The sequence below is a fragment of the Proteus sp. fly-1089 genome (assembly GCF_040138965.1).
Taxonomy (GTDB): Bacteria; Pseudomonadota; Gammaproteobacteria; order Enterobacterales; family Enterobacteriaceae; genus Proteus; species Proteus vulgaris_B.
On sequence record NZ_JBEETS010000001.1, the window covers coordinates 530880 to 552069 of the forward strand.

19 protein-coding genes and 2 pseudogenes are annotated in these 21190 nt (G+C 36.5%); 10 read left to right on the plus strand and 11 right to left on the minus strand.

Going from position 1 to position 21190, the window contains the following annotated elements; genetic code table 11:
* Window positions 1-63 precede the first annotated feature (63 nt).
* From ABN080_RS02520 to ABN080_RS02540, 5 genes are all read left to right on the plus strand, one after another.
* Window positions 64-600, plus strand: a complete 537-nt coding sequence (locus tag ABN080_RS02520) for an Ail/Lom family outer membrane beta-barrel protein (protein WP_349440261.1) — start codon at window positions 64-66, stop codon at window positions 598-600.
* Between the two features lie 326 nt (window positions 601-926).
* Window positions 927-1466, plus strand: coding sequence for an Ail/Lom family outer membrane beta-barrel protein (locus ABN080_RS02525; RefSeq protein ID WP_349440262.1), 540 nt, complete (start codon window positions 927-929; stop codon window positions 1464-1466).
* Window positions 1467-1694: 228 nt separating this feature from the next.
* Complete coding sequence (locus tag ABN080_RS02530) at window positions 1695-2150, plus strand: GNAT family N-acetyltransferase (protein ID WP_072067978.1); 456 nt, start codon at window positions 1695-1697, stop codon at window positions 2148-2150.
* 182 nt (window positions 2151-2332) lie between these two features.
* Window positions 2333-2614, plus strand: coding sequence for a hypothetical protein (locus ABN080_RS02535; RefSeq protein ID WP_349440263.1), 282 nt, complete (start codon window positions 2333-2335; stop codon window positions 2612-2614).
* 170 nt (window positions 2615-2784) lie between these two features.
* Entirely contained in the window at window positions 2785-3216 is a 432-nt protein-coding gene (locus tag ABN080_RS02540; RefSeq protein ID WP_196553122.1) for a carboxymuconolactone decarboxylase family protein, read from the plus strand.
* A gap of 357 nt (window positions 3217-3573) precedes the next feature.
* Here ABN080_RS02540 and ABN080_RS02545 read toward each other — a convergent pair whose 3' ends face one another.
* Window positions 3574-3897: an HI1450 family dsDNA-mimic protein gene (locus ABN080_RS02545; protein ID WP_115349680.1), complete on the minus strand. Its 324-nt coding sequence runs from the start codon at window positions 3895-3897 to the stop codon at window positions 3574-3576.
* A gap of 115 nt (window positions 3898-4012) precedes the next feature.
* A complete protein-coding gene (gene cls / locus ABN080_RS02550) occupies window positions 4013-5473 on the minus strand; it encodes a cardiolipin synthase (protein ID WP_072067981.1) in 1461 nt (486 codons plus the stop codon).
* A gap of 306 nt (window positions 5474-5779) precedes the next feature.
* Here cls and ABN080_RS02555 point away from each other — a divergent pair, with 306 nt between their 5' ends.
* Window positions 5780-5962 carry a YciY family protein gene (locus ABN080_RS02555; RefSeq protein WP_072067982.1) on the plus strand — a complete coding sequence of 61 codons (183 nt, stop codon included), beginning with the start codon at window positions 5780-5782 and terminating at the stop codon, window positions 5960-5962.
* A gap of 113 nt (window positions 5963-6075) precedes the next feature.
* Window positions 6076-6789: a TonB system transport protein TonB gene (tonB, locus tag ABN080_RS02560; protein WP_115349682.1), complete on the plus strand. Its 714-nt coding sequence runs from the start codon at window positions 6076-6078 to the stop codon at window positions 6787-6789.
* Between the two features lie 113 nt (window positions 6790-6902).
* Here the strand turns inward: tonB and yciA are convergent, their stop codons facing one another.
* Together yciA and ABN080_RS02570 are read right to left on the minus strand one after the other, a co-directional pair.
* Window positions 6903-7334 (minus strand): acyl-CoA thioester hydrolase YciA, encoded by a 432-nt coding sequence (yciA, locus tag ABN080_RS02565; protein ID WP_072067984.1) that lies wholly within the window; start codon window positions 7332-7334, stop codon window positions 6903-6905.
* A 206-nt stretch (window positions 7335-7540) separates the two neighbouring features.
* A pseudogene (locus ABN080_RS02570) lies at window positions 7541-8089 on the minus strand (septation protein A); the annotation flags it as partial.
* Between the two features lie 310 nt (window positions 8090-8399).
* Here ABN080_RS02570 and ABN080_RS02575 point away from each other — a divergent pair.
* The gene (locus ABN080_RS02575; protein WP_231619302.1) at window positions 8400-10217 is read left to right on the plus strand and encodes a SulP family inorganic anion transporter; all 1818 of its coding nucleotides are present in this window, start codon (window positions 8400-8402) and stop codon (window positions 10215-10217) included.
* 110 nt (window positions 10218-10327) lie between these two features.
* On the opposite strand, the gene ABN080_RS02580 is transcribed toward ABN080_RS02575, so the two are convergent.
* Window positions 10328-11098, minus strand: coding sequence for a YciC family protein (locus ABN080_RS02580; protein WP_349440265.1), 771 nt, complete (start codon window positions 11096-11098; stop codon window positions 10328-10330).
* Between the two features lie 433 nt (window positions 11099-11531).
* On the opposite strand from ABN080_RS02580, the gene ompW reads away from it, so the two are divergent.
* Complete coding sequence (ompW, locus tag ABN080_RS02585) at window positions 11532-12179, plus strand: outer membrane protein OmpW (RefSeq protein ID WP_072067988.1); 648 nt, start codon at window positions 11532-11534, stop codon at window positions 12177-12179.
* Between the two features lie 673 nt (window positions 12180-12852).
* Here ompW and ABN080_RS02590 read toward each other — a convergent pair.
* The 6 genes and pseudogenes from ABN080_RS02590 to ABN080_RS02620 form a co-directional block, all read right to left on the minus strand.
* Entirely contained in the window at window positions 12853-13167 is a 315-nt protein-coding gene (locus tag ABN080_RS02590; protein WP_072067989.1) for a BON domain-containing protein, read from the minus strand.
* Window positions 13168-13442: 275 nt separating this feature from the next.
* Window positions 13443-14249, minus strand: coding sequence for a tryptophan synthase subunit alpha (gene trpA / locus ABN080_RS02595; protein WP_349440266.1), 807 nt, complete (start codon window positions 14247-14249; stop codon window positions 13443-13445).
* Window positions 14249-15439, minus strand: a complete 1191-nt coding sequence (gene trpB / locus ABN080_RS02600; protein WP_349440267.1) for a tryptophan synthase subunit beta — start codon at window positions 15437-15439, stop codon at window positions 14249-14251. The genes trpA and trpB overlap by 1 nt, the downstream gene beginning before the upstream one ends.
* Before the next feature lie 39 nt (window positions 15440-15478).
* Window positions 15479-16834 (minus strand): bifunctional indole-3-glycerol-phosphate synthase TrpC/phosphoribosylanthranilate isomerase TrpF, encoded by a 1356-nt coding sequence (gene trpCF, locus ABN080_RS02605; protein WP_349440268.1) that lies wholly within the window; start codon window positions 16832-16834, stop codon window positions 15479-15481.
* A 4-nt stretch (window positions 16835-16838) separates the two neighbouring features.
* Window positions 16839-18432, minus strand: a pseudogene (gene trpD / locus ABN080_RS18215) (bifunctional anthranilate synthase glutamate amidotransferase component TrpG/anthranilate phosphoribosyltransferase TrpD).
* Entirely contained in the window at window positions 18432-20009 is a 1578-nt protein-coding gene (locus ABN080_RS02620) for an anthranilate synthase component 1 (RefSeq protein ID WP_196553115.1), read from the minus strand. Before ABN080_RS02620 ends, trpD begins: the two are co-directional and overlap by 1 nt.
* Before the next feature lie 308 nt (window positions 20010-20317).
* On the opposite strand from ABN080_RS02620, the gene rnm reads away from it, so the two are divergent.
* Window positions 20318-21178, plus strand: coding sequence for an RNase RNM (gene rnm / locus ABN080_RS02625; RefSeq protein ID WP_072067996.1), 861 nt, complete (start codon window positions 20318-20320; stop codon window positions 21176-21178).
* The last annotated feature ends 12 nt before the right edge of the window (window positions 21179-21190 follow it).

Sequence of the window (21190 nt, forward strand, 5' to 3'; positions counted from 1 at the left end):
TTTGATAAAAGAGCTAAGTTTAGCTCTATTTTTCTGTTTTTTTATTTTATATAGAGAATAAAGATGAATCGTTTTTTACTTATTTCTACTTCAATGTTGGCAATTTCTACACTTTCTTTTAATGCACATGCTGCATTGAATAATACTCTTTCATTAGGGTATGCTAAAAGTTCAATTAAATTCGAAGGTAATAAATTTGAGGATAATTCTAAAGGAATTAACTTTAAATACGATCATGAATTTGATAATAATTGGGGCGTTATTGGCTCACTCACATATACAAAGTTAACATATAATTTCTATAGTTATTGGGGAAAAATAGGAACCACGGAAATTGATTATGTTTCATTAACAGCGGGTCCTAGCTATCGTTTCAATGATTACTTTAGTGCTTATGGGTTAATCGGTCTTGGTCATGTTAATCAAGAAGATAAGTTTTATGATTATCGCGGTGACTATAATAAAACGTCATTAGCTTATGGTGTGGGTTTTCAAGTAAATCCAATTCCTAATATCGCAATTGATGCATCTTATGAATATTCAAAACTAGATGATGCTAAATTTGGGACTTGGGTGCTTGGTGTGGGTTACCGTTTCTAATATTGTCTTAATATATACTATTTCTTAGAAAGCCACATTAAAGTGGCTTTTTATATTTATATTTATATTTAATAATATTAAAATTAATTATTTCCCTCGGTTTATCATGCTTTATATTTTAACTTTATTGATTTTAAATTGTTAAACAATCGTTTTTTCAAGGTAATTATTTTATATTTTAGAATGTAAGAAATAAAATATTCTTATGAGTTTTTTTTTGCTTTATTATTTTAATTGAGAGTTTATGCGTTATAACACTAACTTCTTATTGGTTTAAATTACATTTACTTAATTACTTTAACGATTTAAAAATATAGAGGAATTTAATGAAAAACAAATTAGTAACTCCAATTGTAGCTATTGCTTTATCAATAATAACATTTAATGCATCTGCTAATTTAAAAAACACCTTATCCCTTGGTTATGCGCAAACTCAGATAAAAATCGATGGTGATAAGGTAGATGGGGCACCTAAAGGGATTAATATTAAGTATGATCATAAATTAAATGAGAGCTTTGGTATTATTGGCTCAATTATTTATAATCATAAAAAATATTATTGCTATGATGTTCAGGATGAAATGAACGCTCAGAGTAATTTTAATTACTATTTACTTACTGCTGGACCTAGTTACCGATTTAATGAATACATAAATATTTATGGTTTAATTGGTACGAGTATTATTAGTGCTAAATATAAAGATGATATTGAAAATCATCATGAAAAAAAAGCGTCTTTAAGTTATGGTGTAGGTCTTCAAATAAATCCAATCTCTAATATCGCAATTGATGCATCTTATGAATATTCAAAAGTGAATGATGCTAATTTGGGAACTTGGGTACTCGGCGTGGGTTATCGCTTCTAATATTATATTAAAAAATCCTTATTCTAAAGACCATATATATGGTCTTTTTGTTTAATTAATTTCTATATTAATATTTCAATTAATATTGTTGTAATGATGTTCAAAAATATTATAAAATAAGTATTTATTGTTAAGTTTTTAATTTATAATAATCAATTATCCGCTTTTTAACAGAATAAATTATCTGTAAGTAAAATATCTTTGAGATGTGGGATTTGGAGGATCAACATGTTAACAGTTATAAAAGCAGAATCATCACATTATAATGAGATGATCTCAGTGTGGGAGTCTTCAGTGAGGGCAACACATACATTTTTGTCTGAAGATATTATTTCATCGCTTAAAAAAGATATTTTAGAACAGTATTTTCCTATGCTTAATACTTATATTGCGATAGATGAAAATAAAACTATTCATGGGATCTTAGGTACAGCGGGAAATAGGCTCGAAATGCTATTTGTTCATGCTGATTCTAGAGGTCATGGTTGTGGTAAATTGCTCATAAATTTTGCAATAAATACACTCAATATTGATGAGTTAGATGTTAATGAACAAAATCCTCAAGCGGTTGGCTTTTATCTGCATATCGGGTTTGAGCAAATAGGGCGTTCTGAATTAGATGGTCAAGGAAATCCTTTTCCACTACTACATTTAAAATTAAACAAAAATAAGTATAAATACTAAACAAAGAACGAAATAAAAAAATGTATTACTAAAATGAGAGAGGGGAATAAAAAACACTCTCTCTTTCCCTTTCATAAAGATCAATTATTCACTTTAATTTGATTTATGTCGTGATAATTCCTTCACTTTCATGGAATAATTTTTTCATAATTAAATAAATTTCATATAGTTATGGAATCGTCATGAAGAAAATAGTCGTTGTTATTTTATCTTTATTTGTGCTACCTGCTTGTTCTGAATCACAAGAAAATGCAGTTACTGAATATTGTCTGGATACATTAAATGTCTATAGCATTGTCACTAAAGATCAATGTTTGTGTTTTTATAATGAAGTGGACAATAAATTTTCTTCCTCTGAAATAGATAGAATGATCCAATCATCCCCCATCAAAAAAGACAGCACATTAAGTCGTGAAGGTATAATGTTTTTAACTATTACTCACTCATCGAGATGTTTTGAATAAATAGCATTACAATTCGTTTAATAGAAAACAATGCATTAGGTATAAATACTTAATTCATTATTTTAAGGTGTAATACCACAAAATTGATAAACTCATTACTATAAATCGCTTACATTGGTACTGTTTTTATATCCAGTGTGTAATTTGTTTGCCTTTATTGTGAGAATATTATGTCAAAATTGCGTTTATCTTACCCAAAACTTAGTCCCGCAGCTTATGCGGGCTTAATTCAATGTAAAACAGCATTAGAAAGTAGCTCACTTGATATTATGTTGATTGAACTTGTTTATTTAAGAGTCTCTCAAATCAATGGTTGTGCTTTTTGCCTAGAAATGCACAGTACTTCGTTACGTCATCATGGTGTTGCCCAAAATAAATTAGATGCATTAAATGGTTGGCAGGTCAGTGAGCGATTTACAGAGAAAGAACGAGCTGCATTATTATGGGCTGATGCTGTAAGTCAAATTTCCGCAAAAAATACCAATGATGATATCTATCAACAAGTGAAAGCATATTTTTCAGATACAGAAATGAGCGATTTAACATTGGCAATTGGATTAATGAATGCCTTTAATCGTATTGCAGTGAGTTTACGTCAGTAATTATCTGTATTTAGGGTAATAAGCATGGCAAGGCAATTTAGTATAGAAAAAGCGCTGATCTTAATAGCGCTTTTAATTTTTTCTGTTGTATGTTTACCAGAGATATTGCATTAACGGTATATAAGCAAAAACTAAAGCGAAAAGAATAAAAAAGATGCGTAATAACATTTTTTTGGTTTTTATTACACCATAAAACATCACAATAATAAGAACAATGCAGATATACCAATAAGATGCGCCAAAGAGAGCGAGTGTAAAAATCGTATCGGTAAGAAGATGGCTTGAGTTCATTTTATTGGCTATTTGAAATAGAAATCGCCAGCCTAAATATGAGCTGGCGAAGATAGTGAAAAGATATTATGACTTCCAGATAATATGGAACATGGGATTTAAAGGATCACGGCTAATCAGTACACGCCCAAAAATATCATCAATATCTGAATTATCATCAGGTGCAAGGCCAATAATCACTTCACTAAAGCGAGCAGGTGTAACTGGCAGACCAACAATGAATTGCCAATCATTACCTAATGGAACCACTTCGGCTGCACCTCTTTCTTCAAATTGCAGATTAAAGAGTAATTGGTCTGCAACATCTAAATTATCAGCTGCTTGAGCTAAAAAGAGATCATACGCTTGTTCTAGAGCGTCATCTTCACTGATCAAGGTTGGTTCATTCATGGTAATGCCTGTTTATTATTCCAATGATTATCGCGTTGTTTGTATCGCATTTTTGCGAATTTAGCAAAGTATTCTATCGCAGATCCTATTTACCTTCTTGATAACAATATTTCTGTTACAACAGAGGGCTAAAGAAATAGCAGATACGTTCTAAAACGCGATTGAAGAACGGTCGCTTTTCCCATTCATCTAATGTTAATTCTGTAGAACGAGCAATGTAATCATATTGTACAATGCTTAAGTCGCTACCAAAACCTTCATCATCAATGACGACAGTAATTTCAAAGTTTAACCATAAGCTTCGCATATCAAGATTAACAGAGCCGACCATGCTGAGTTGCCCATCAACCATTACGCTTTTGGTATGTAATAAGCCATCTTCAAACTGAAAGACTTTCACACCTGCTTCGAGCATTTCTGTAAAAAATGCACGACTTGCCCAACGTACAAGGAAAGAATCATTACTACGAGGCACAATAATACTTACCTCAACACCCCGCATTGCTGCGGTTGAGATTGCATGGGCAAGATCGTCACTAGGCACAAAATAAGGTGTTGTAAGAACCAATTCTTTTCTTGCTGAATAAATGGCGGTAATTAATGACTGCTGGATGAGTTCATCAGGAAAGCCTGGACCTGAAGCAATCACTTGTGTTGTATGACCACTTTCTTGTTCACAAGGCATAATGTTGTCATCAGGAGGGGGAGGTAAATGGCGCTCACCTGTTTCCATTTCCCAATCAAAGGCATAAATCATACCTAAAGTAGTAGAAACAGGGCCTTCCATTCTGACCATGATATCAATCCATTGTCCTACACCTGAATCTTGCTTGAAATAACGAGGATCAACCATATTCATACTTCCGGTGTAGGAAATATAGTTATCAATCAATACAATTTTTCGATGCTGGCGTAAGTCCATTCGGCGTAAGAAAAAACGGAATAAATTAACATGGAGTGATTCGACAAACTCAATACCCGCGGCTCTCATTACATCAGGGCCTTTGGTTCGAAAGAAATTCCAGCTTCCAGCAGAGTCAACCATGATACGGCATTTTACACCCCGTTTAGCGGCTTTGATTAAAGCATCTGTCACTTCTTCGACTAAACCACCAGGTTGCCAAATATAAAAAACCATTTCAATATTATCGCGGGCATTATTAATGTCTCGCGTGATTGAGTTTAACGAATCTTCGCAGGTAGTTAACAACTCAATTTTATTCCCTTTAACGCCTTTAATACCTTGGCGTTTAGCGGTTAATTGAAAAAGAGGTGTTGCAACATCACTAGTACCCGTTGCAAAAATATGCTTACATTTTTTTAAGTCCTCGAGCCAAGCAACAACAGAAGGCCACATCTGCTTAGCATGTTCAACACGCCGTTTACCAAGATGTAATTCACCAAAGGCAAAATAAGCAATAACACCGACTAATGGCAGAATATAGATTATCAATAGCCAAGTCATTGTGGAGGTGACAGGACGTCGATGCATTAGGACACGAAATGTGACCCCTGCAATTAATAGCCAATAGAAGAAAAAGGTTAGCCAACTTAATACAGTATAAAATGTTGTCATAGTAGAGCTATTTTCCGTTGAAAATGAATCGCATGGATAAGCTTAAAGGCAATTTACTAAAAATAGTTCATTATTTTTGTTATTTGCCGAATGTTGTTATTAAATCAGGATTATTATCTCTGTCAAATCTCTTTGTTAAGATATAAGCATTAAATAAGCAATAAGATACGATGTTTTATTTATTTTTCCTTTGTGAGAAATGCTCAAAGAATGAATGAAATTTAAGCAAATCATAAATCACCTCTTGGATCACAAAATGAACGTCTTATAATACACCACTTATTCGAAAAAATAGGTGCTGATAGCATGAGACACAGTAGGACTGAAGTAGCTCGTTGGCGAATGATGAGACAAGCTATACGTAAACGTCGTCGATGGTTAGAAGGGCAATCTCGTCGTAATTTCCGAATTTATAAGATGCGTAAACTGGATACTTCAAAAAAACACAGAGCACTTTTATTTGTACAGCAGATTGAATGGAACTCATAATTTCACTTTTTAACTGTTTATATCAATCATTTTGATAAACGTTATTGAATATGATTGCTATTTGCATTTAAACTAGGGGCATTGTTTTTTCTTTAGGTGAAATAAGACAAGTTATGCGTTGGAAGCTTTGGGTATTCATATCACTCTGCCTGCATGCCTCTTTGGTTGCAGCAGCAATGTTCTATGTTGTAGAGGACGAGGTCGTTACACCTGAGCCTATCTCTATACAAATGTTGGCATTTGCTGCGGATGAACCTGCTGGCGAACCAGAACCTGTGGTTGAAGAAGTCACACCGCCAGAACCGGAGCCAGTTGTCGAGCCTGAACCCGAACCAGAGCCTATTCCTGATGTAAAACCTGTTATTGAAAAACCGATAGAGAAAAAACCAGAACCAAAACCTAAACCTAAGCCAAAACCGGTTGATAAACCTAAGCCGCCTGTTGAACGACCACAACCTTTAGTGGTTAATAAAGGCAATGATCTTAAAAATCTTAATCCAACGGCTAAGCCAAGTGATAAAGGTGATGAGAAACCTGTCGCAGTAGCAAGCAGTGGCGAAGGTAGAGTACCTAACGTTGTACGCCAAGGTTTACCCGAATATCCTTCACGTGCACGAGCAGTCGGTATTGAAGGTTCAGTGAAAGTACGTTTTGACGTTGATGCTGATGGGCGAGTCGATAATGTAGAAATTGTTTCTGCTGATCCTAAAAATGTGTTTGAACGTGATATTAAAAGAGCCATGCGCCAATGGCGATATGAAAAAATTCCTTATAAAGGGAAAGTTATCGTTATCGAGTTTAAATTAACAGGTGTTTCAGCAAGCTAAAATACAATGTAGATATTAGATCTCAGATAAATAAAAAGGCACTTTAATCAGTGCCTTTTTTAGTGTTTAAAATGTCAGTGTCTTCATATCATTTGTTGTAATCGACGAGCTTGTTATTCCATTGTACTTGTTAATGTGAAGTGTGCTTTACCTTCAGGTAAGCGACGAGCTGCATTGTTTTCATCAACAGCAACATAAGTAAACACCGCTTCAGTTGCACGATAACGTTGTCCAACAGGTTCAGTTGCAACCTTCTTAACCCAGACTTCAATATTCACAGTAATTGAAGAATTACCTGTTTTTAAGCAACGTGCATAACAGCAAACGACATCGCCAACCGCAACAGGTTTAAGAAAGGTAATGCCTGTTACACTAACAGTAACGACACGACCTAACGCAATTTCTTTTGCTAAAATTGCACCACCGATGTCCATTTGAGACATTAACCAGCCACCGAAAATATCACCATTGGCGTTTGTATCAGCAGGCATGGCAAGGGTACGTAAAACGAGCTCACCATTAGGCAAAGATTGTTGTTCAGTCATGGAGAATTATTATCTGTAAATGTTTAAACCAAGGAGACATCTACTCATCTACTTCAAGGTTATATATGATGAGTATACATCTCCCAATAAAATAAACGTGATTACTCAGATTTTGAATGAGCATCGTGTGATGTCGGTTTAGATGCTTGTTTTGTCATATCATCTGATAATGCGTGTTCAGTATTTTGTGTGGCTTCTTCTTCAGTTTGTTCTTCTGGTAAACGATTATTCCAGATATAAACCACACTGGCGATAGTAAAGATAAAGGTCAAAATGGTTAAACCGAAGACTTTAAAATTAACCCAAGTCTCTTCAGGTAAAGAGAATGCCACGTAGATATTACCTAAGGCACAAGCAAAAAAGAAAATCACCCAAGCTATATTTACTTTTTTCCAATTAGCCGCTGGCATGGCAAGTTCTTTGCCTAACATTCTTTCCATTAATGTTTTAGGTGTAAATAGCTGCATACCAATTAATACAACAGCAAAAATGGCATATATGGCAGTGACTTTCCATTTAATAAAATCAGCAGAATGGAAGAAGATAGTTAATGAGCCAAAAATAGTGACAACAATAGCCGTAATGAGTGGTGCTTTTTCAACTTTATGGAAAATAAGCCACGTCAAGCCGACTGAAATCCACGTGGCGACAATTAATGCACCTGAAGCGTAGAAAATATCTTGCCATTTATAGAAGATAAAAAACACTAATAGTGGAGCGAAATCAAGTAATTGCTTAAGCCAGCCATTTTTCATAACAAATAGGAACCTATGGTAATTAAATTCATAAACTAGGCTATTCTAATGCAAAGCGACAGAAAATGGGTAAACAATTGCATATCTTTAATTATGAAGTGCTGATTTATATAAAAAAACACAGTTTTTCTCTGAAATAACTCAATGAAAAATCAACGTAATTGCATTTAGGGGGGCTGAAATTAAAGCTTGAGTTATGAAAGAGGATTTAAATATCACTCTAGTATATGATTCAGTAACTCATCAACATTATCGCCACTTTTTGATGAATGCATAAATATAAAAAAGTATTTCTGATAAGAGGAAATCAATGAACGGAAAAAGAATAATAAAATGGATGCCAGGATTAGGCTTATTGTTTAATTATAAGCGTAATTATTTTGGCTATGACTTAAAAGCTGGGCTTTCTGTTGCTGCCGTTGCATTGCCAGTCGCAATTGCTTATACCGAATTATTAGGAATTAACCCGATTGTTGGATTATATGCCTGTATTTTTCCGATGATTATTTATGCGTTGTTTGGCACATCGCGTCAGCTAATTACAGGGCCTGATGCAGCAACCTGTGCTGTTATTGCTGCTGTAGTTATTCCATTATCTGCTGGTGATGAGAATGCTAGATGGCAACTTGCAATTATTATGACGGCAATGACGGGATTTTGGTGTATTTTAGCCAGCCATTTTCGGCTAGGGGCTTTTACTGATTTTCTATCTCGACCTATTTTGCAGGGGCTTTTAAATGGTGTCGCGATCACTATTATGGTTGGGCAAATCAGTAAAGTATTTGGTTTTGATACATCACCTGATCATTTAATTGAAAAATTAATTGAAGTTCCATTTCGATTAATGGATGCGCATTTACCCACCGTGTTAATGTCTGCGATAACATTAGCGTTATTATTGGGTATTCGGTATTTTCGAAGCCGTTGGCCAGCACCTTTAATTGCTATGGTCGTGATGACGTATTTAAGTTGGCAATTTGATTTAGCAAGCTTTGGCATTGCTATCGTAGATAAAGATGCAGGTAATGTTGATCTGTTTTTACCTGTTGTATCCATGACGGGATTTCATCCAGGTGTCTTGAGAGAATTGTTAGTTCCATCTATAAACTTGGCGGTTATTAGCTTCGTTAGTTTTATGATGACTGCCCGCAGCTTTGCCAGTAAGAATGGTTATGATGTCGATGCAGACCAAGAGTTAAAAGCGTTAGGTATTGCCAATATTGCGGCCGCGCTTTCTCAAGGATTTGCGGTAAGTGCGGCAAGTAGCCGTACTGCAGTCAATGATTCTGTTGGTGGGAAAACGCAATTAGTTTCTATTATCGCAGCACTGGTTATTTTGCTAGTACTATTATTTATGACCGATTTTCTCGCCTATATTCCATTATCATCATTGGGGATTGTGTTGATTGTCTCTTCATGGTCATTATTGAGTATTCGTCATATTTGGTCTTATCGTAAACGTAATAAACAAGCATTTACATTGGCATCATTCACCTTATTAGCCGTGTTATTGGCAGGGCTAATTAACGGTATCGGTTTTGCCGTTTTATTAGGTTTGTTACAATTTTTGCGTATTGTTTTTCGTCCGAGCGATCAATTATTGGGTGTTGATGAACAAGGTATGGTTCACTCAATGAATAAAGATAATGGCATTGAACCTATTGATGGTTTAATGATGTATCGGTTTAATTCACCACTGACTTATTTTAATGTGGGCTATTTTAAAAAACGGGTACTTCAACTTGTTGATAGCGCACCTCGACGGCCAGCATGGTTAGCGGTAGATGCAGCTGTAAGCTTTACCTATGATGATGTTAGCGTGTTTGCTGCTATTGATGAGCTAATACGAGAGTTACGAATAAAAGGCGTGAAATTGGTTTTAGCTGGCCGTAGAACAGAATTAAATCGTTGGATTGAACGTAATAAAATTTCACTTAATGAAGATGATTTGATTATTGCTCCCGATCTCTATTTTGTGATCCGACTGTATCAAAGCCGACAACAAATAAAAGAAAAACAAAAAGAAGCAAGAATAGAGGCGTTAAAACAAGATGCTGAGAGCCACGATGAGGATACATCAACGGCAACAATAGTCAGCAATATACCGACACCAAAATGTGCTGATTAAGCATTATTGAGGCGTATTTTGTACAAAGAAAAATCCCGTGATATGACGTAACCTCAAAATCGGTTAATTATCACGGGATTTTTTATAGATAAAACTAAGGCATAGAGCGATTAACGCTGTTGCGTTGTGTATTTATTTTCCACCAGCATAAATAAGCGAAACAAGTAAATAATCAACCAAGCTGAAGCCATGTTTTTCAGAAAGTAGAATAAGAAGTTATGGATAATATCGGGCAATTGAATTGTGAGATTACCCACAAAACCAATACCGAACTGCAATAAGATCCAAATCCCTAATGCGGGGATAAGTGAACCTGATTCACCAAAGCCTATTCTCCATCCTAAACGAATAGCACTTCCCATATTCTGTTGGCGTACTAGCACAACTGGCGCTAATGCAAAGCCAATCAGCAAAATGATACCTGGAATGATCATCACCATAAAGCCCGCACTAATCAAAATAGAGCATAAGACAATCAATAAAAACATTTTCGGTAGGCGAGGTAGGCTAGCATTAGCTGTTTGACCTAGAGTGACGCTATGACCTGAGGAGATAGCCATAGCAAACATCAGTAGGGTAAGCACGAGAATACTTTGCTGGAGTGTTTCAAATAAATAGAGCACTAAGACTTTTTTGGCAACACCCACGACACTATTTGACATAGCTTCTAATTCAGCAGGAGAAGTAGAAGAAAGTTGTGTGTTTTTAAAATTGGCAACAAATTCAATCATCAATTGGTACTCTTGGGGAGTTGGACCAACTAAGACATGAATGATCGCTAAAATAACAGCAAGAATAGCGGAAATAGTAACAATGCTACGTTGTTCATTCTTATAAAAATTAAGGCTGTCGCGGTAGATTGTGCGTGCCGTGGTAGGCATGAAACTGCTCCTATAAAAATAGACTAAGTCAATGTGCGCCATTGTACCTTTTACAACAGCAAAAAGGGATATTTTCTATCAAACCGCTTACTAAGCTTATTTTTTGATATTAACAGCCACAGTACATTCATTATTTAAATTAAACAAAACATTATTTTAACATAAAGATAACTTTATTTTTAAATATGCCTTTTTAGGATGTTTTTTATTCAAAAAATATTACTAAAAATAAATTTAATTATAAGAAAAAATTGTATTAATGTGTAATTTGATGTGGATCAATTATAAATAATTATATTGATAAATAATAAAAAGAGAAATAACACTTTCTGCAAAAATAATTCCAAAGTTGTGATCGGTATTAGATCATAATTATCAATAAATGGTTATATTTTTAGCGGAGATTTTACTTATTACAGGAATGGGTTAAATAATGAAAAAACTTTCTGCGCTTATTTTAGCGGCTGCAACTCTTGCGCCTTCTATTTCTTTTGCTCACCAAGCGGGGGATTTTTTATTCCGTGCAGGTACTGCAACTGTTCGTCCTAATGCGGGTTCTGATGCAATATTAGGTGGCGACCATTTTGGAGTAAATAATAATACTCAATTAGGTTTAACCTTTGGGTATATGATCACTGATAATATCGGTGTTGAATTATTAGCCGCAACACCATTTGAGCATAAAATTTCATTAAGTGGTGTGGGCGAAATTGCAAAAGTTAAACATTTACCACCAACATTAATGGCGCAATATTACTTTGGTAATGGTGAAGATAAATTACGTCCTTATTTAGGTGCTGGCCTTAACTTTACCACTTTCTTTGATGAGAAATTCAATAACAATCCAGCAGTAGATGGCTTAGGCTTGAATGGGCTTGATCTTAAGGATTCATGGGGCTTTGCAGCACAAGCGGGTTTAGATTATAACCTCGATAAAAATTGGATGCTGAATGCTTCTGTTTGGTGGATGAATATCGAAACAAAAGCAAGATTCAACAGTGAAGTTGCTAATAAAGACTTTGATGTTAAAACACGTTTAGACCCATTTGTATTTATGTTTGGTGTGGGCTACCGTTTCTAATTATTCTTTCTTTAAAAGAATATCTCATAATGAAAAAGCGAAGTTTATCTTCGCTTTTTTTATGTTTTAAATTCACAAGACAACTCTCATTTTTAGATTATCAAAAGATACCATTTTATTATTAATACTTAAAACAAGAGTCATTTTTAAATAATGTTAAATAAATAAAGATGCATTTAAAATGGAACATATAATGTTTAAATATCTTTTAAGGTGTATTTTATATGCATCTTAAAGCTCTACTATAAATATAATGAGAATTATTTATTTCTATTTGTTAATAATAAATAGCATTGTAATCGATAAAATCGAGTATTTTGTAGATGCATTTAAAATGCACCTTTGTATTTAATTTTAGTAAAAGCGTGTTATCTATCAACGGATAGATGAGATTAATAGAGAAATAAAAAGGATTAGAAAAGCCTCGTACAGATAATAACTAAGTGGTTTGTTATTGAACGCGAAATGATTAGAGAACCTTTTGCTTTGCTCTTTTTATGAGCTTGTTTTTAGGGTGAGACAAAAGCGGGCTATTTTTGAATGATTTGATTTTTTTGCAAAAATTGATCTGTATTATGATAGTCCGTACAAATAAACATAAATTCATAAATGAAAAAGACCACCGAAGTGGTCTAAAAAATAAAGCTAAGGGAAGACTAGAATAAAAAAGTGATCAGCGAACAACCATTGAATTGATAACGCCTTTTACACCTGTAACTTTGCGTGTTGTTTCAATGGCACGATTAGCATCCGCTTGAGAAGAAACGAAACCACTTAATTGAACTTTACCTTTAAAAGTCTCAACGCTAATTTGTGTTGAATTAAGATTTTTTTCACCGATTAGTGCTGTTTTAACTTTGGTGGTGATCACAGAGTCGTCAAAATAACCCCCAGTACCTTCTGACGTTGAAGTCGGAGAACATGCAGACAACGTAAATGCCATCAATAATGCCGCCATGACAGCGGAGATTTTTGCCCATAGTTTCATTATCAAACTCCTTATATATTGTGTAATTGGTTGAGTATTTTTGAAAAGAAAACATAAAGCGCTTTATAAAGTATGTGCAAAAAATAAAATATTGCCAAATTTTTATAGGTATTGATTATGTACTTTAAATGGAGAAAGAAGAGAGATTGCACCATTTCATGCGGACTAAGCCCCAAAAATGGACTTCAAAAGTGTGGGTCAATAAATGATGAATTAAGAGTAATCCGCTTAGAAAAATAGCAAACTATTCTCCTAAAGCGGATCGGTTACGATAGTTAAGCGAGTGTAGCCGCTTTCATTTCTTTGACAAATTGAGTAAGCGCTTTAAGCATCACTTCAGGTTGATGAAGATTTTTCTCAATAATTTGTACAACGGCAGATCCTGAAATAGCACCCGTTGCCCCATTTGCAATAGCCTCTTTGACTTGTTTTGGCTCTGAAATACCAAATCCTTGTAATGCAGGTGGCGCATTATAAGTTTTTAATTTGTCAGTAAGGTGCGTTAGCGATTGTTCAGCACGTTTATCTGTTCCTGTTACGCCTGCTCTTGAGAGTAAATAGGTATAGCCTTTACCTGAGATGGCTAATTCTTGTAAAAGCTCATCATCAGCATTAGGCGGGCAAATAAAAATAGGCTCGATATTCGCTCGCTGTGCTGATTCTCTGAACTCTTTTGATTCACGTAAGGGCACATCACCAATTAAGACAGAATCGACACCAGCTTGTTGGCATTTACCATAAAAGTTATCAACCCCATTACTAAAAACAAGGTTGGCGTAAACTAATAGGCCAATAGGAATATTAGGATGTTTTTTACGTATGTTAGTTAATAGAGCAAAGCAATCGGTGGGTGTTACACCAACATTGAGGGCTCGTAAATTAGCACCTTGAATAGTAGGGCCATCTGCAAGAGGATCGGAAAAAGGAATACCAATCTCTAAAGCATCGGCACCACCTTCAATTAACGCATCAATAATTTGTAGTGACAGCTCAGGAGAAGGATCACCTAATGTTACAAAGGGAACAAATGCACCTTGTTGTTTTTGTGCTAATGCATTAAAGCAGTTTTGATAACGGCTCATTAGATTTCTCCTCTTGCTGCTAAAATATCGTTTACAGTAAAAATGTCTTTATCGCCACGTCCTGATAAGTTCACAATAAGTAATTGCTCTTTATCAGGATTTTGTGCAATTAATTTAAGTGCATAAGCTAGAGCATGAGAAGATTCTAAGGCTGGAATAATTCCTTCTCGGCGAGAAAGTACTTTAAATGCTTCTATTGCTTCATCATCTGTAACAGAAACATAATCAGCGCGACCAATGCTATTTAAATGTGCGTGTTGTGGCCCAACTGATGGGAAATCAAGACCTGCTGAAATTGAATAAGATTCTTCAATTTGGCCTTCATCTGTCTGCATAATAGGGGATTTCATCCCAAAATAGATCCCCAATTTACCGTGTTTCAGTGGTGCGCCATGTTCACCCGTTTCAATACCTTTACCTGCAGGTTCAACACCAATCAGTTGCACTGACGTTTCAGGAATAAATGAAGCAAATAAACCGATAGCGTTAGAACCACCACCAATACAAGCGATAACTGCATCGGGTAGACGACCTTCACGCTCTAGGATCTGCGCTTTAGCTTCATCACCAATCATACGTTGGAATTCACGTACAATTGTTGGATAAGGATGCGGGCCCGCTGCGGTTCCTAGTAAATAGTGAGCGCGGTCGTAACAACCAGACCAGTCACGTAATGCCTCATTGCAGGCATCTTTTAAGGTAGATGAACCACTATGAACGGGAATAACTTCAGCACCCATTAAACGCATACGAAAGACGTTTGGTGATTGACGTTCAACGTCTTTTGCACCCATATAGATACGACATTTCATATTAAGTAATGCGCAGGCCAAAGCAGTGGCAACACCATGTTGACCCGCACCTGTTTCTGCAATTATTTCGGTTTTCCCCATACGTTTTGCCAGCAATGCTTGACCTAATACTTGGTTAGTTTTATGAGCGCCACCATGCAGTAAATCTTCACGTTTTAGATATAAACGAGTTCGCGTACCTTCTGTTAAATTACGACAAAGGGTTAATGCCGTTGGCCTGCCTGCATAATTTTTTAATAAATCTTGGAATTCTTGCTGAAATGACGGATCGTTTTGTGCATCAATAAAAGCTTGTTCGAGTTGATCCAATGCAGGAATTAAGATTTCAGGTACATATTGGCCACCAAATTCGCCAAAGTAGGGGTTAAGTTTTCTCATTGTGATGTCATCCTGTTTAAAATTTTATTTTTATGAAATTTAGTTTCGCTGTAATTGTGCAAACACTTGGTCTAGACGTTGTGCATCTTTTATGCCAGGAGCCGATTCTACCCCAGAGTTAAAATCAAGCCCGATACAGCCTGTTTTAACTGCATCTAAACAGTTTTCACTATTAAGGCCGCCAGCAAGTAATGCTTTTTCACGTATTGAGTTTGGAATTTTTTGCCAATTAAACGTTATTCCTGTACCGCCTGTGCCATTATCAAGTACATATTTATTAACGTGTGAAATGGGAGAAATATCATTGTGGATTGCCATATTTATTGCTTGCCAAATCTCACAGTTAGGTTGAATTTTTTGTCTAAGTTGCTCAATAAACTGAGCATCTTCTTGCCCATGTAATTGAATGGCAGATAAATTAAGTTTTTCAGCATAGTCACAAATAAGTGCAATGGGTTGGTTTTGAAAAACACCCACAAACGCTAAGGGGGCTTGTGTTATCAACGCTTGTGCTTGTGACAATGTCACTTTACGCGGGGATTTTTCTGCGAAAATCAATCCTGCATAATAAGCACCAGCTTCATAAACTGCTTTTACATCTTGTGTACGAGTTAACCCGCACACTTTATGCTTTCCCAAAACAAGCGCTCTCACCGCTTGGTCAATATTTTCTTGTGACATTAAGGCACTACCTACCAGAAAACCATTAGCATATTGACTTAACTCTTGGACTTGCTGGTGGGTATGAATACCAGATTCACTGATCACGATTGCATCTTTTGGTAATCCTTGGCTTAGTTGTTGAGTGCGCGCTAAATCAATAGAGAGATCACGCAAATCGCGATTATTAATACCAATAACTTTAGCATTAAGCTTAATTGCTCGCTGACGCTCTTCTTCTGTACTGACTTCGGTTAATACACCCATATTTAATTGATGAGCAACCGTCGATAGCGCGTGATATTGCTCATCATCTAAGACTGAGAGCATTAATAAGATGGCATCTGCTTGATAAAAACGTGCTAAATAGATTTGGTATTCATCAATAATAAAATCTTTGCACAAAACTGGCTGATGTACGGCTTGGCTGACTTGACGTAAATAATCAAAGCTTCCTTGAAAATATTTTTCATCGGTTAATACCGAAATTGCCGCAGCATAAGGCTGATAAATTTTTGCAATTGTAGAAGGATCAAAATCAGCACGAATTAATCCTTTTGAGGGCGATGCTTTTTTACATTCTAAAATAAAAACAGTATTAGGTTGAGTTAATGCCTGATAAAACGAGCGCGTTGATGGCACTATTTGATGCGAAAATTCTGATAATGGTTGGCTTGCTTTACGTGCAATCAGATATTCTGCTTTATCTTTTACAATGGCGTTTAATACAGTCATGTTTTTATCCTCTAGCTGCTAATGCAGTGACACGATTTATTGCTTTACCGCTATAAATGGCGTGCATGGCAACTTCAGTATTCATTTTTAAATCTTCTTGCCCATGTAAACGCATTAATAAAGCGACATTAGCTGCAACAGATTCGGTATGTGCTCTTTTTCCTTCACCTTGCAGTAAATTTGCCAATAATTGACGGTTAACTTCAGGCGTGCCACCTTCCAAATCGGCCATTGAACAAGGACGAAGACCAAAATCGCTTGGTGTAAGTTCGTAACGTGTAATTTCACCATTACGTAATTCAGCGACTTGAGTCGGAGCATGTAACGACACTTCATCCATACCACCACTGTGTACCACTGCGGCACGTTCATAACCCAATACTTTTAGTGTGTCTGCAATAGGCATTAATAACTCAGGACTATAAACACCAATTAATGCTAATGGTGGACGAGCTGGATTAATCAAGGGACCTAGTACGTTAAATAAGGTGCGTGTTTTTAGTTGCTGGCGCACAGGGGCTGCAAAACGAAAACCACTGTGATACTGCGGTGCGAATAAAAAGCAAAGTCCTACTTCATCTAATAATTGACGTGCATCATCTGCACTTCTATCTAATGGAATACCAAAAGCAGCGAGTAAATCGGATGAGCCTGAGCGACTAGATACGCTGCGGTTGCCATGTTTGGCAACTTTAATACCGACTTCTGCCGCTACGAATGCGCTAGCGGTTGATATATTGATGCTGTTTGCGCCATCACCACCAGTACCAACAATATCGCAAAAAGTGTAATCAGGACGAGGAAATGGCAGTGCATTTTCAAGTAATGCTCGTACAGCACCGGCGATTTCTTGTGGATGTTCACCACGCATTTTCATACTAATTAATACAGCGGCTAATTGTGATTCTGTTAATTCACCACGGATAATCGCGCTAAACAGAGTTTGGCTTTCTTCTAATGTTAACTGCTGCGCGCTAAATAATTTGTTGAAGATAGTTTCCATTTTATGCGTCTCCTTTAGGAGTTAATGCCCATGCGATTGTTTGTTCTAAAAGTTGTGCGCCTTTGGTGGTTAAAATTGATTCTGGATGAAACTGAAAACCACAGGTTTTATGTTGACGGTGACGCACCGCCATAACAGTGTTATCGCACCACGCATTGATAATAAGTTGTTCGGGAACGTGTTCTCCAGAAAGCGAATGATAGCGTGCAACAGGTAAAGGGTTGGGTAAATTAACAAACATCTCATTGTTATCATGTTCAGCCAATGTCGCTTTACCGTGTAAGATCTCTCCACATGAAGAAACTTTTCCACCGTAAGCTTCAATGATGGCTTGATGGCCTAAACAGATGCCAACAACAGGTAATGTACCGAGTACACGCTTCAATAGTTCAGGCATACAACCAGCTTGTGAAGGTGCGCCTGGCCCCGGAGATAACAACAAAATGGGGTTATCTAGTTCATGTAATTTCTGTTCAATAAAATCGGCAGTGACGCTATTGCGATAAATGACGACGGTATTACCGAGGCTACGCAGTTGATCGACTAGGTTGTAGGTAAAAGAGTCGATGTTATCGAGAAGTAAGATAGTTGCCATTAGCAAGCCTCCTGCATTTGTACTTCTGTGTGAGCTTGCAAAATGGCATTAATTACAGCTTGTGATTTATTGCGGGTTTCTTCCGCTTCCATTTTGGGATCAGAATCGAGCACAATTCCAGCGCCGACTTGAATAGTAGCAATATTATTTTCAACATAAGCAGAGCGAATAACTATGCAAGTATCAAAATCACCGGCACCAGTAAAATAACCAATGGCTCCACCATAGCTACCACGTTTCGTTTTTTCATAACGAGCAATTAATTGCATAGCACTGACTTTAGGGGCACCTGATAGTGTTCCCATATTCATACATGCTTGGTAAGCATGGAAAATATCTAAATCATCACGTAATTTACCTACCACTCTAGAGACTAAGTGCATCACAAAAGCATAACGATCAACTTTTGTTAGTTCTGCAACATAGCGACTGCCAGCTTGGCAAATACGAGCCAAATCATTACGCGCCAAATCAACTAACATTAAATGCTCTGAAAGTTCTTTGGTGTCAGTACGCATTTCTAGCTCAATGCGGCTGTCCAAATCTGCATTAATTGAACCATCAGCATTGCGTCCTCTAGGACGAGTTCCCGCAATAGGGTAAATTTCAATTTGGCGATCACTGGTTTGATATTTTAGTGCGCTTTCTGGTGATGCACCAAAAACAGTGAATAGAGCATCTTGCATATAAAACAGATACGGGCTTGGGTTTTTCTGTTTCAACACTTGATATGCAGCAAGTGGTGAAGGGCAAGCTACTTGAAAACGACGTGATGGCACGACTTGGAAAATATCACCACGACGAATATAGGTTTTCATCGCCTCAACGATATCACCATAGCCTTTATCGTCCATATTGGCGTGTATCGCTGAACCCTCTGCTGTTAAAGCGGGGCGAATAGGGTGTTTTAATGGTTGTTTAGCTAGCGAAATTAATTCGGTTTGTCGTAAAGTGAGGCGTTGACATTCTGTTTTATCATCAGTAAATGCAATAGAAACCAACTGGCTATCTTTATTTTGATGGTCGATCACGATTAATTGTTCAGCTAAATAAAAGCAATAATCAGGGCAAGAAAAATCACTTTCTAATTCAGGAATAGACTCAAATCCGCAGACTAAATCATACGCAAATAAGCCACCAACAAAGATAAAATTTGCATCTTTAGTGTCTTTATTAACAAGAAAGAAACGTAACGCATCAAATACGCTAGCTGATTTTAATTTGCTTTCTTCATCAGTCTCTTGTGAAGGCGTTGCAAAATTAAAAACACACTGTTTGTCGCTCTCTAACGTTAAACTAGCTTTTTCTTTTAGTGCGATTTTTAATGCTGGCAATAACGCTTGCCCATTAACGCTTAATGCATCAATAGTGACTTGATTTTTTACTGCACTGATGCGTAATGCACTATCAACAATTAATAAGCTTTTTAAGTTTGCTTTAGTGTCGATTTGTGCAGATTCTAACAATAATGTGTAGTGTTGATTTTCACATAATGTATTGAAAAGCAAAGCTGGTTCGCTGTGATAAGGCAGTGGCGTTGCCTTGGTATTAAATGGGAATGCAAGTGATGTATTCATTGTTATCGCTCTATATTATTTTCTTTATTTACTGTTTTTAAAGCATAAAAAAACCCGCGTAGGCGGGTTTTAGATATCACTGACGTTAAGCCGGAGATCAAACCGCCCATAAAAGAGTGTTGCGCCACCAAAGAGCGATAAGATGTTGATTGATATTCATAAGATCTCCTTATAGCCAACGACAGATAAATAGAAAGTGAACTAGCTCGTATTGCGTACTAGTAAACTGGATTGCGTTAGGTTCGTCAAGTACTTTATGGCATACTCTTTAAAAATTATTATCTTGCTAAGGTAAAAAGGGAGACGTGATGACTGAAGGGCTATCTGATTTAAGAGTGATTTATGATTTACACAGCCACACTACCGCGTCAGATGGCGAGCTTTCACCAGAAGAACTGGTTGATAGAGCGATAGAGCGTCAAATTAATGTTTTAGCGATCACGGATCACGATACAACAGCGGCCATTGCACCTGCTAACCATTATATTACAGAAAAAAATCTGCCTCTTACTCTGATATCAGGTGTCGAAATATCGACTTTGTGGGAGAATATAGAAATCCATATTGTTGGATTAAATATGGATATCGACCATAACGCGATGAAATCGCTCCTTTCATCACAAAGTCAATGTCGTGAAACACGTGCGATAATGATAGGTGAGCGATTAGAAAAAGCAGGTATTGCCAATGCTTTTGAAGGTGCTAAAGCGCTAGCGCATGGTGGGCAAGTAACAAGAGGGCATTTTGCTCGCTTTTTAGTGAATGACGGACATGTTGCCTCAGTTAATAAAGTATTTAAACGTTATTTAGCGAAAGGAAAAACGGGCTATGTACCCCCGCAATGGTGCTCAATTGGTGACGCTGTCACAGCAATTCATGCTGCTGGTGGTGTTGCAGTGTTAGCACATCCGGGCCGATATGGTCTATCTTCTAAATGGTTAAAACGATTAACACTTTATTTTAAACAACAAGGTGGTGATGCAATCGAAGTGGCACAATGTCAACAACCACCACAAGAACGGGAACAACACGCAGCATTAGCTCAATCTTATGAGTTAAAAGCTTCGTTAGGTTCTGATTTTCATCGTCCTTGCTCGTGGATAGAGTTGGGGCGTAATTTATGGTTACCCGGTGGCGTTGAACCAGTTTGGTCGCTATGGCAGGAGTAACATTAGATATTC

Bases quoted from the DNA above. Each gene is read 5' to 3' on its own strand.
- ABN080_RS02520 (WP_349440261.1), top strand. From the start codon at position 64: ATGAATCGTTTTTTACTTATTTCTACTTCAATGTTGGCAATTTCTACA.
- ABN080_RS02525 (WP_349440262.1), top strand. From the start codon at position 927: ATGAAAAACAAATTAGTAACTCCAATTGTAGCTATTGCTTTATCAATA.
- ABN080_RS02530 (WP_072067978.1), top strand. From the start codon at position 1,695: ATGTTAACAGTTATAAAAGCAGAATCATCACATTATAATGAGATGATC.
- ABN080_RS02535 (WP_349440263.1), top strand. From the start codon at position 2,333: ATGAAGAAAATAGTCGTTGTTATTTTATCTTTATTTGTGCTACCTGCT.
- ABN080_RS02540 (WP_196553122.1), top strand. From the start codon at position 2,785: ATGTCAAAATTGCGTTTATCTTACCCAAAACTTAGTCCCGCAGCTTAT.
- ABN080_RS02545 (WP_115349680.1), bottom strand. From the start codon at position 3,897: ATGAATGAACCAACCTTGATCAGTGAAGATGACGCTCTAGAACAAGCG.
- cls (WP_072067981.1), bottom strand. From the start codon at position 5,473: ATGACAACATTTTATACTGTATTAAGTTGGCTAACCTTTTTCTTCTAT.
- ABN080_RS02555 (WP_072067982.1), top strand. From the start codon at position 5,780: ATGAGACACAGTAGGACTGAAGTAGCTCGTTGGCGAATGATGAGACAA.
- tonB (WP_115349682.1), top strand. From the start codon at position 6,076: ATGCGTTGGAAGCTTTGGGTATTCATATCACTCTGCCTGCATGCCTCT.
- yciA (WP_072067984.1), bottom strand. From the start codon at position 7,334: ATGACTGAACAACAATCTTTGCCTAATGGTGAGCTCGTTTTACGTACC.
- ABN080_RS02575 (WP_231619302.1), top strand. From the start codon at position 8,400: ATGAACGGAAAAAGAATAATAAAATGGATGCCAGGATTAGGCTTATTG.
- ABN080_RS02580 (WP_349440265.1), bottom strand. From the start codon at position 11,098: ATGCCTACCACGGCACGCACAATCTACCGCGACAGCCTTAATTTTTAT.
- ompW (WP_072067988.1), top strand. From the start codon at position 11,532: ATGAAAAAACTTTCTGCGCTTATTTTAGCGGCTGCAACTCTTGCGCCT.
- ABN080_RS02590 (WP_072067989.1), bottom strand. From the start codon at position 13,167: ATGAAACTATGGGCAAAAATCTCCGCTGTCATGGCGGCATTATTGATG.
- trpA (WP_349440266.1), bottom strand. From the start codon at position 14,249: ATGAGCCGTTATCAAAACTGCTTTAATGCATTAGCACAAAAACAACAA.
- trpB (WP_349440267.1), bottom strand. From the start codon at position 15,439: ATGAGAAAACTTAACCCCTACTTTGGCGAATTTGGTGGCCAATATGTA.
- trpCF (WP_349440268.1), bottom strand. From the start codon at position 16,834: ATGACTGTATTAAACGCCATTGTAAAAGATAAAGCAGAATATCTGATT.
- ABN080_RS02620 (WP_196553115.1), bottom strand. From the start codon at position 20,009: ATGAATACATCACTTGCATTCCCATTTAATACCAAGGCAACGCCACTG.
- rnm (WP_072067996.1), top strand. From the start codon at position 20,318: ATGACTGAAGGGCTATCTGATTTAAGAGTGATTTATGATTTACACAGC.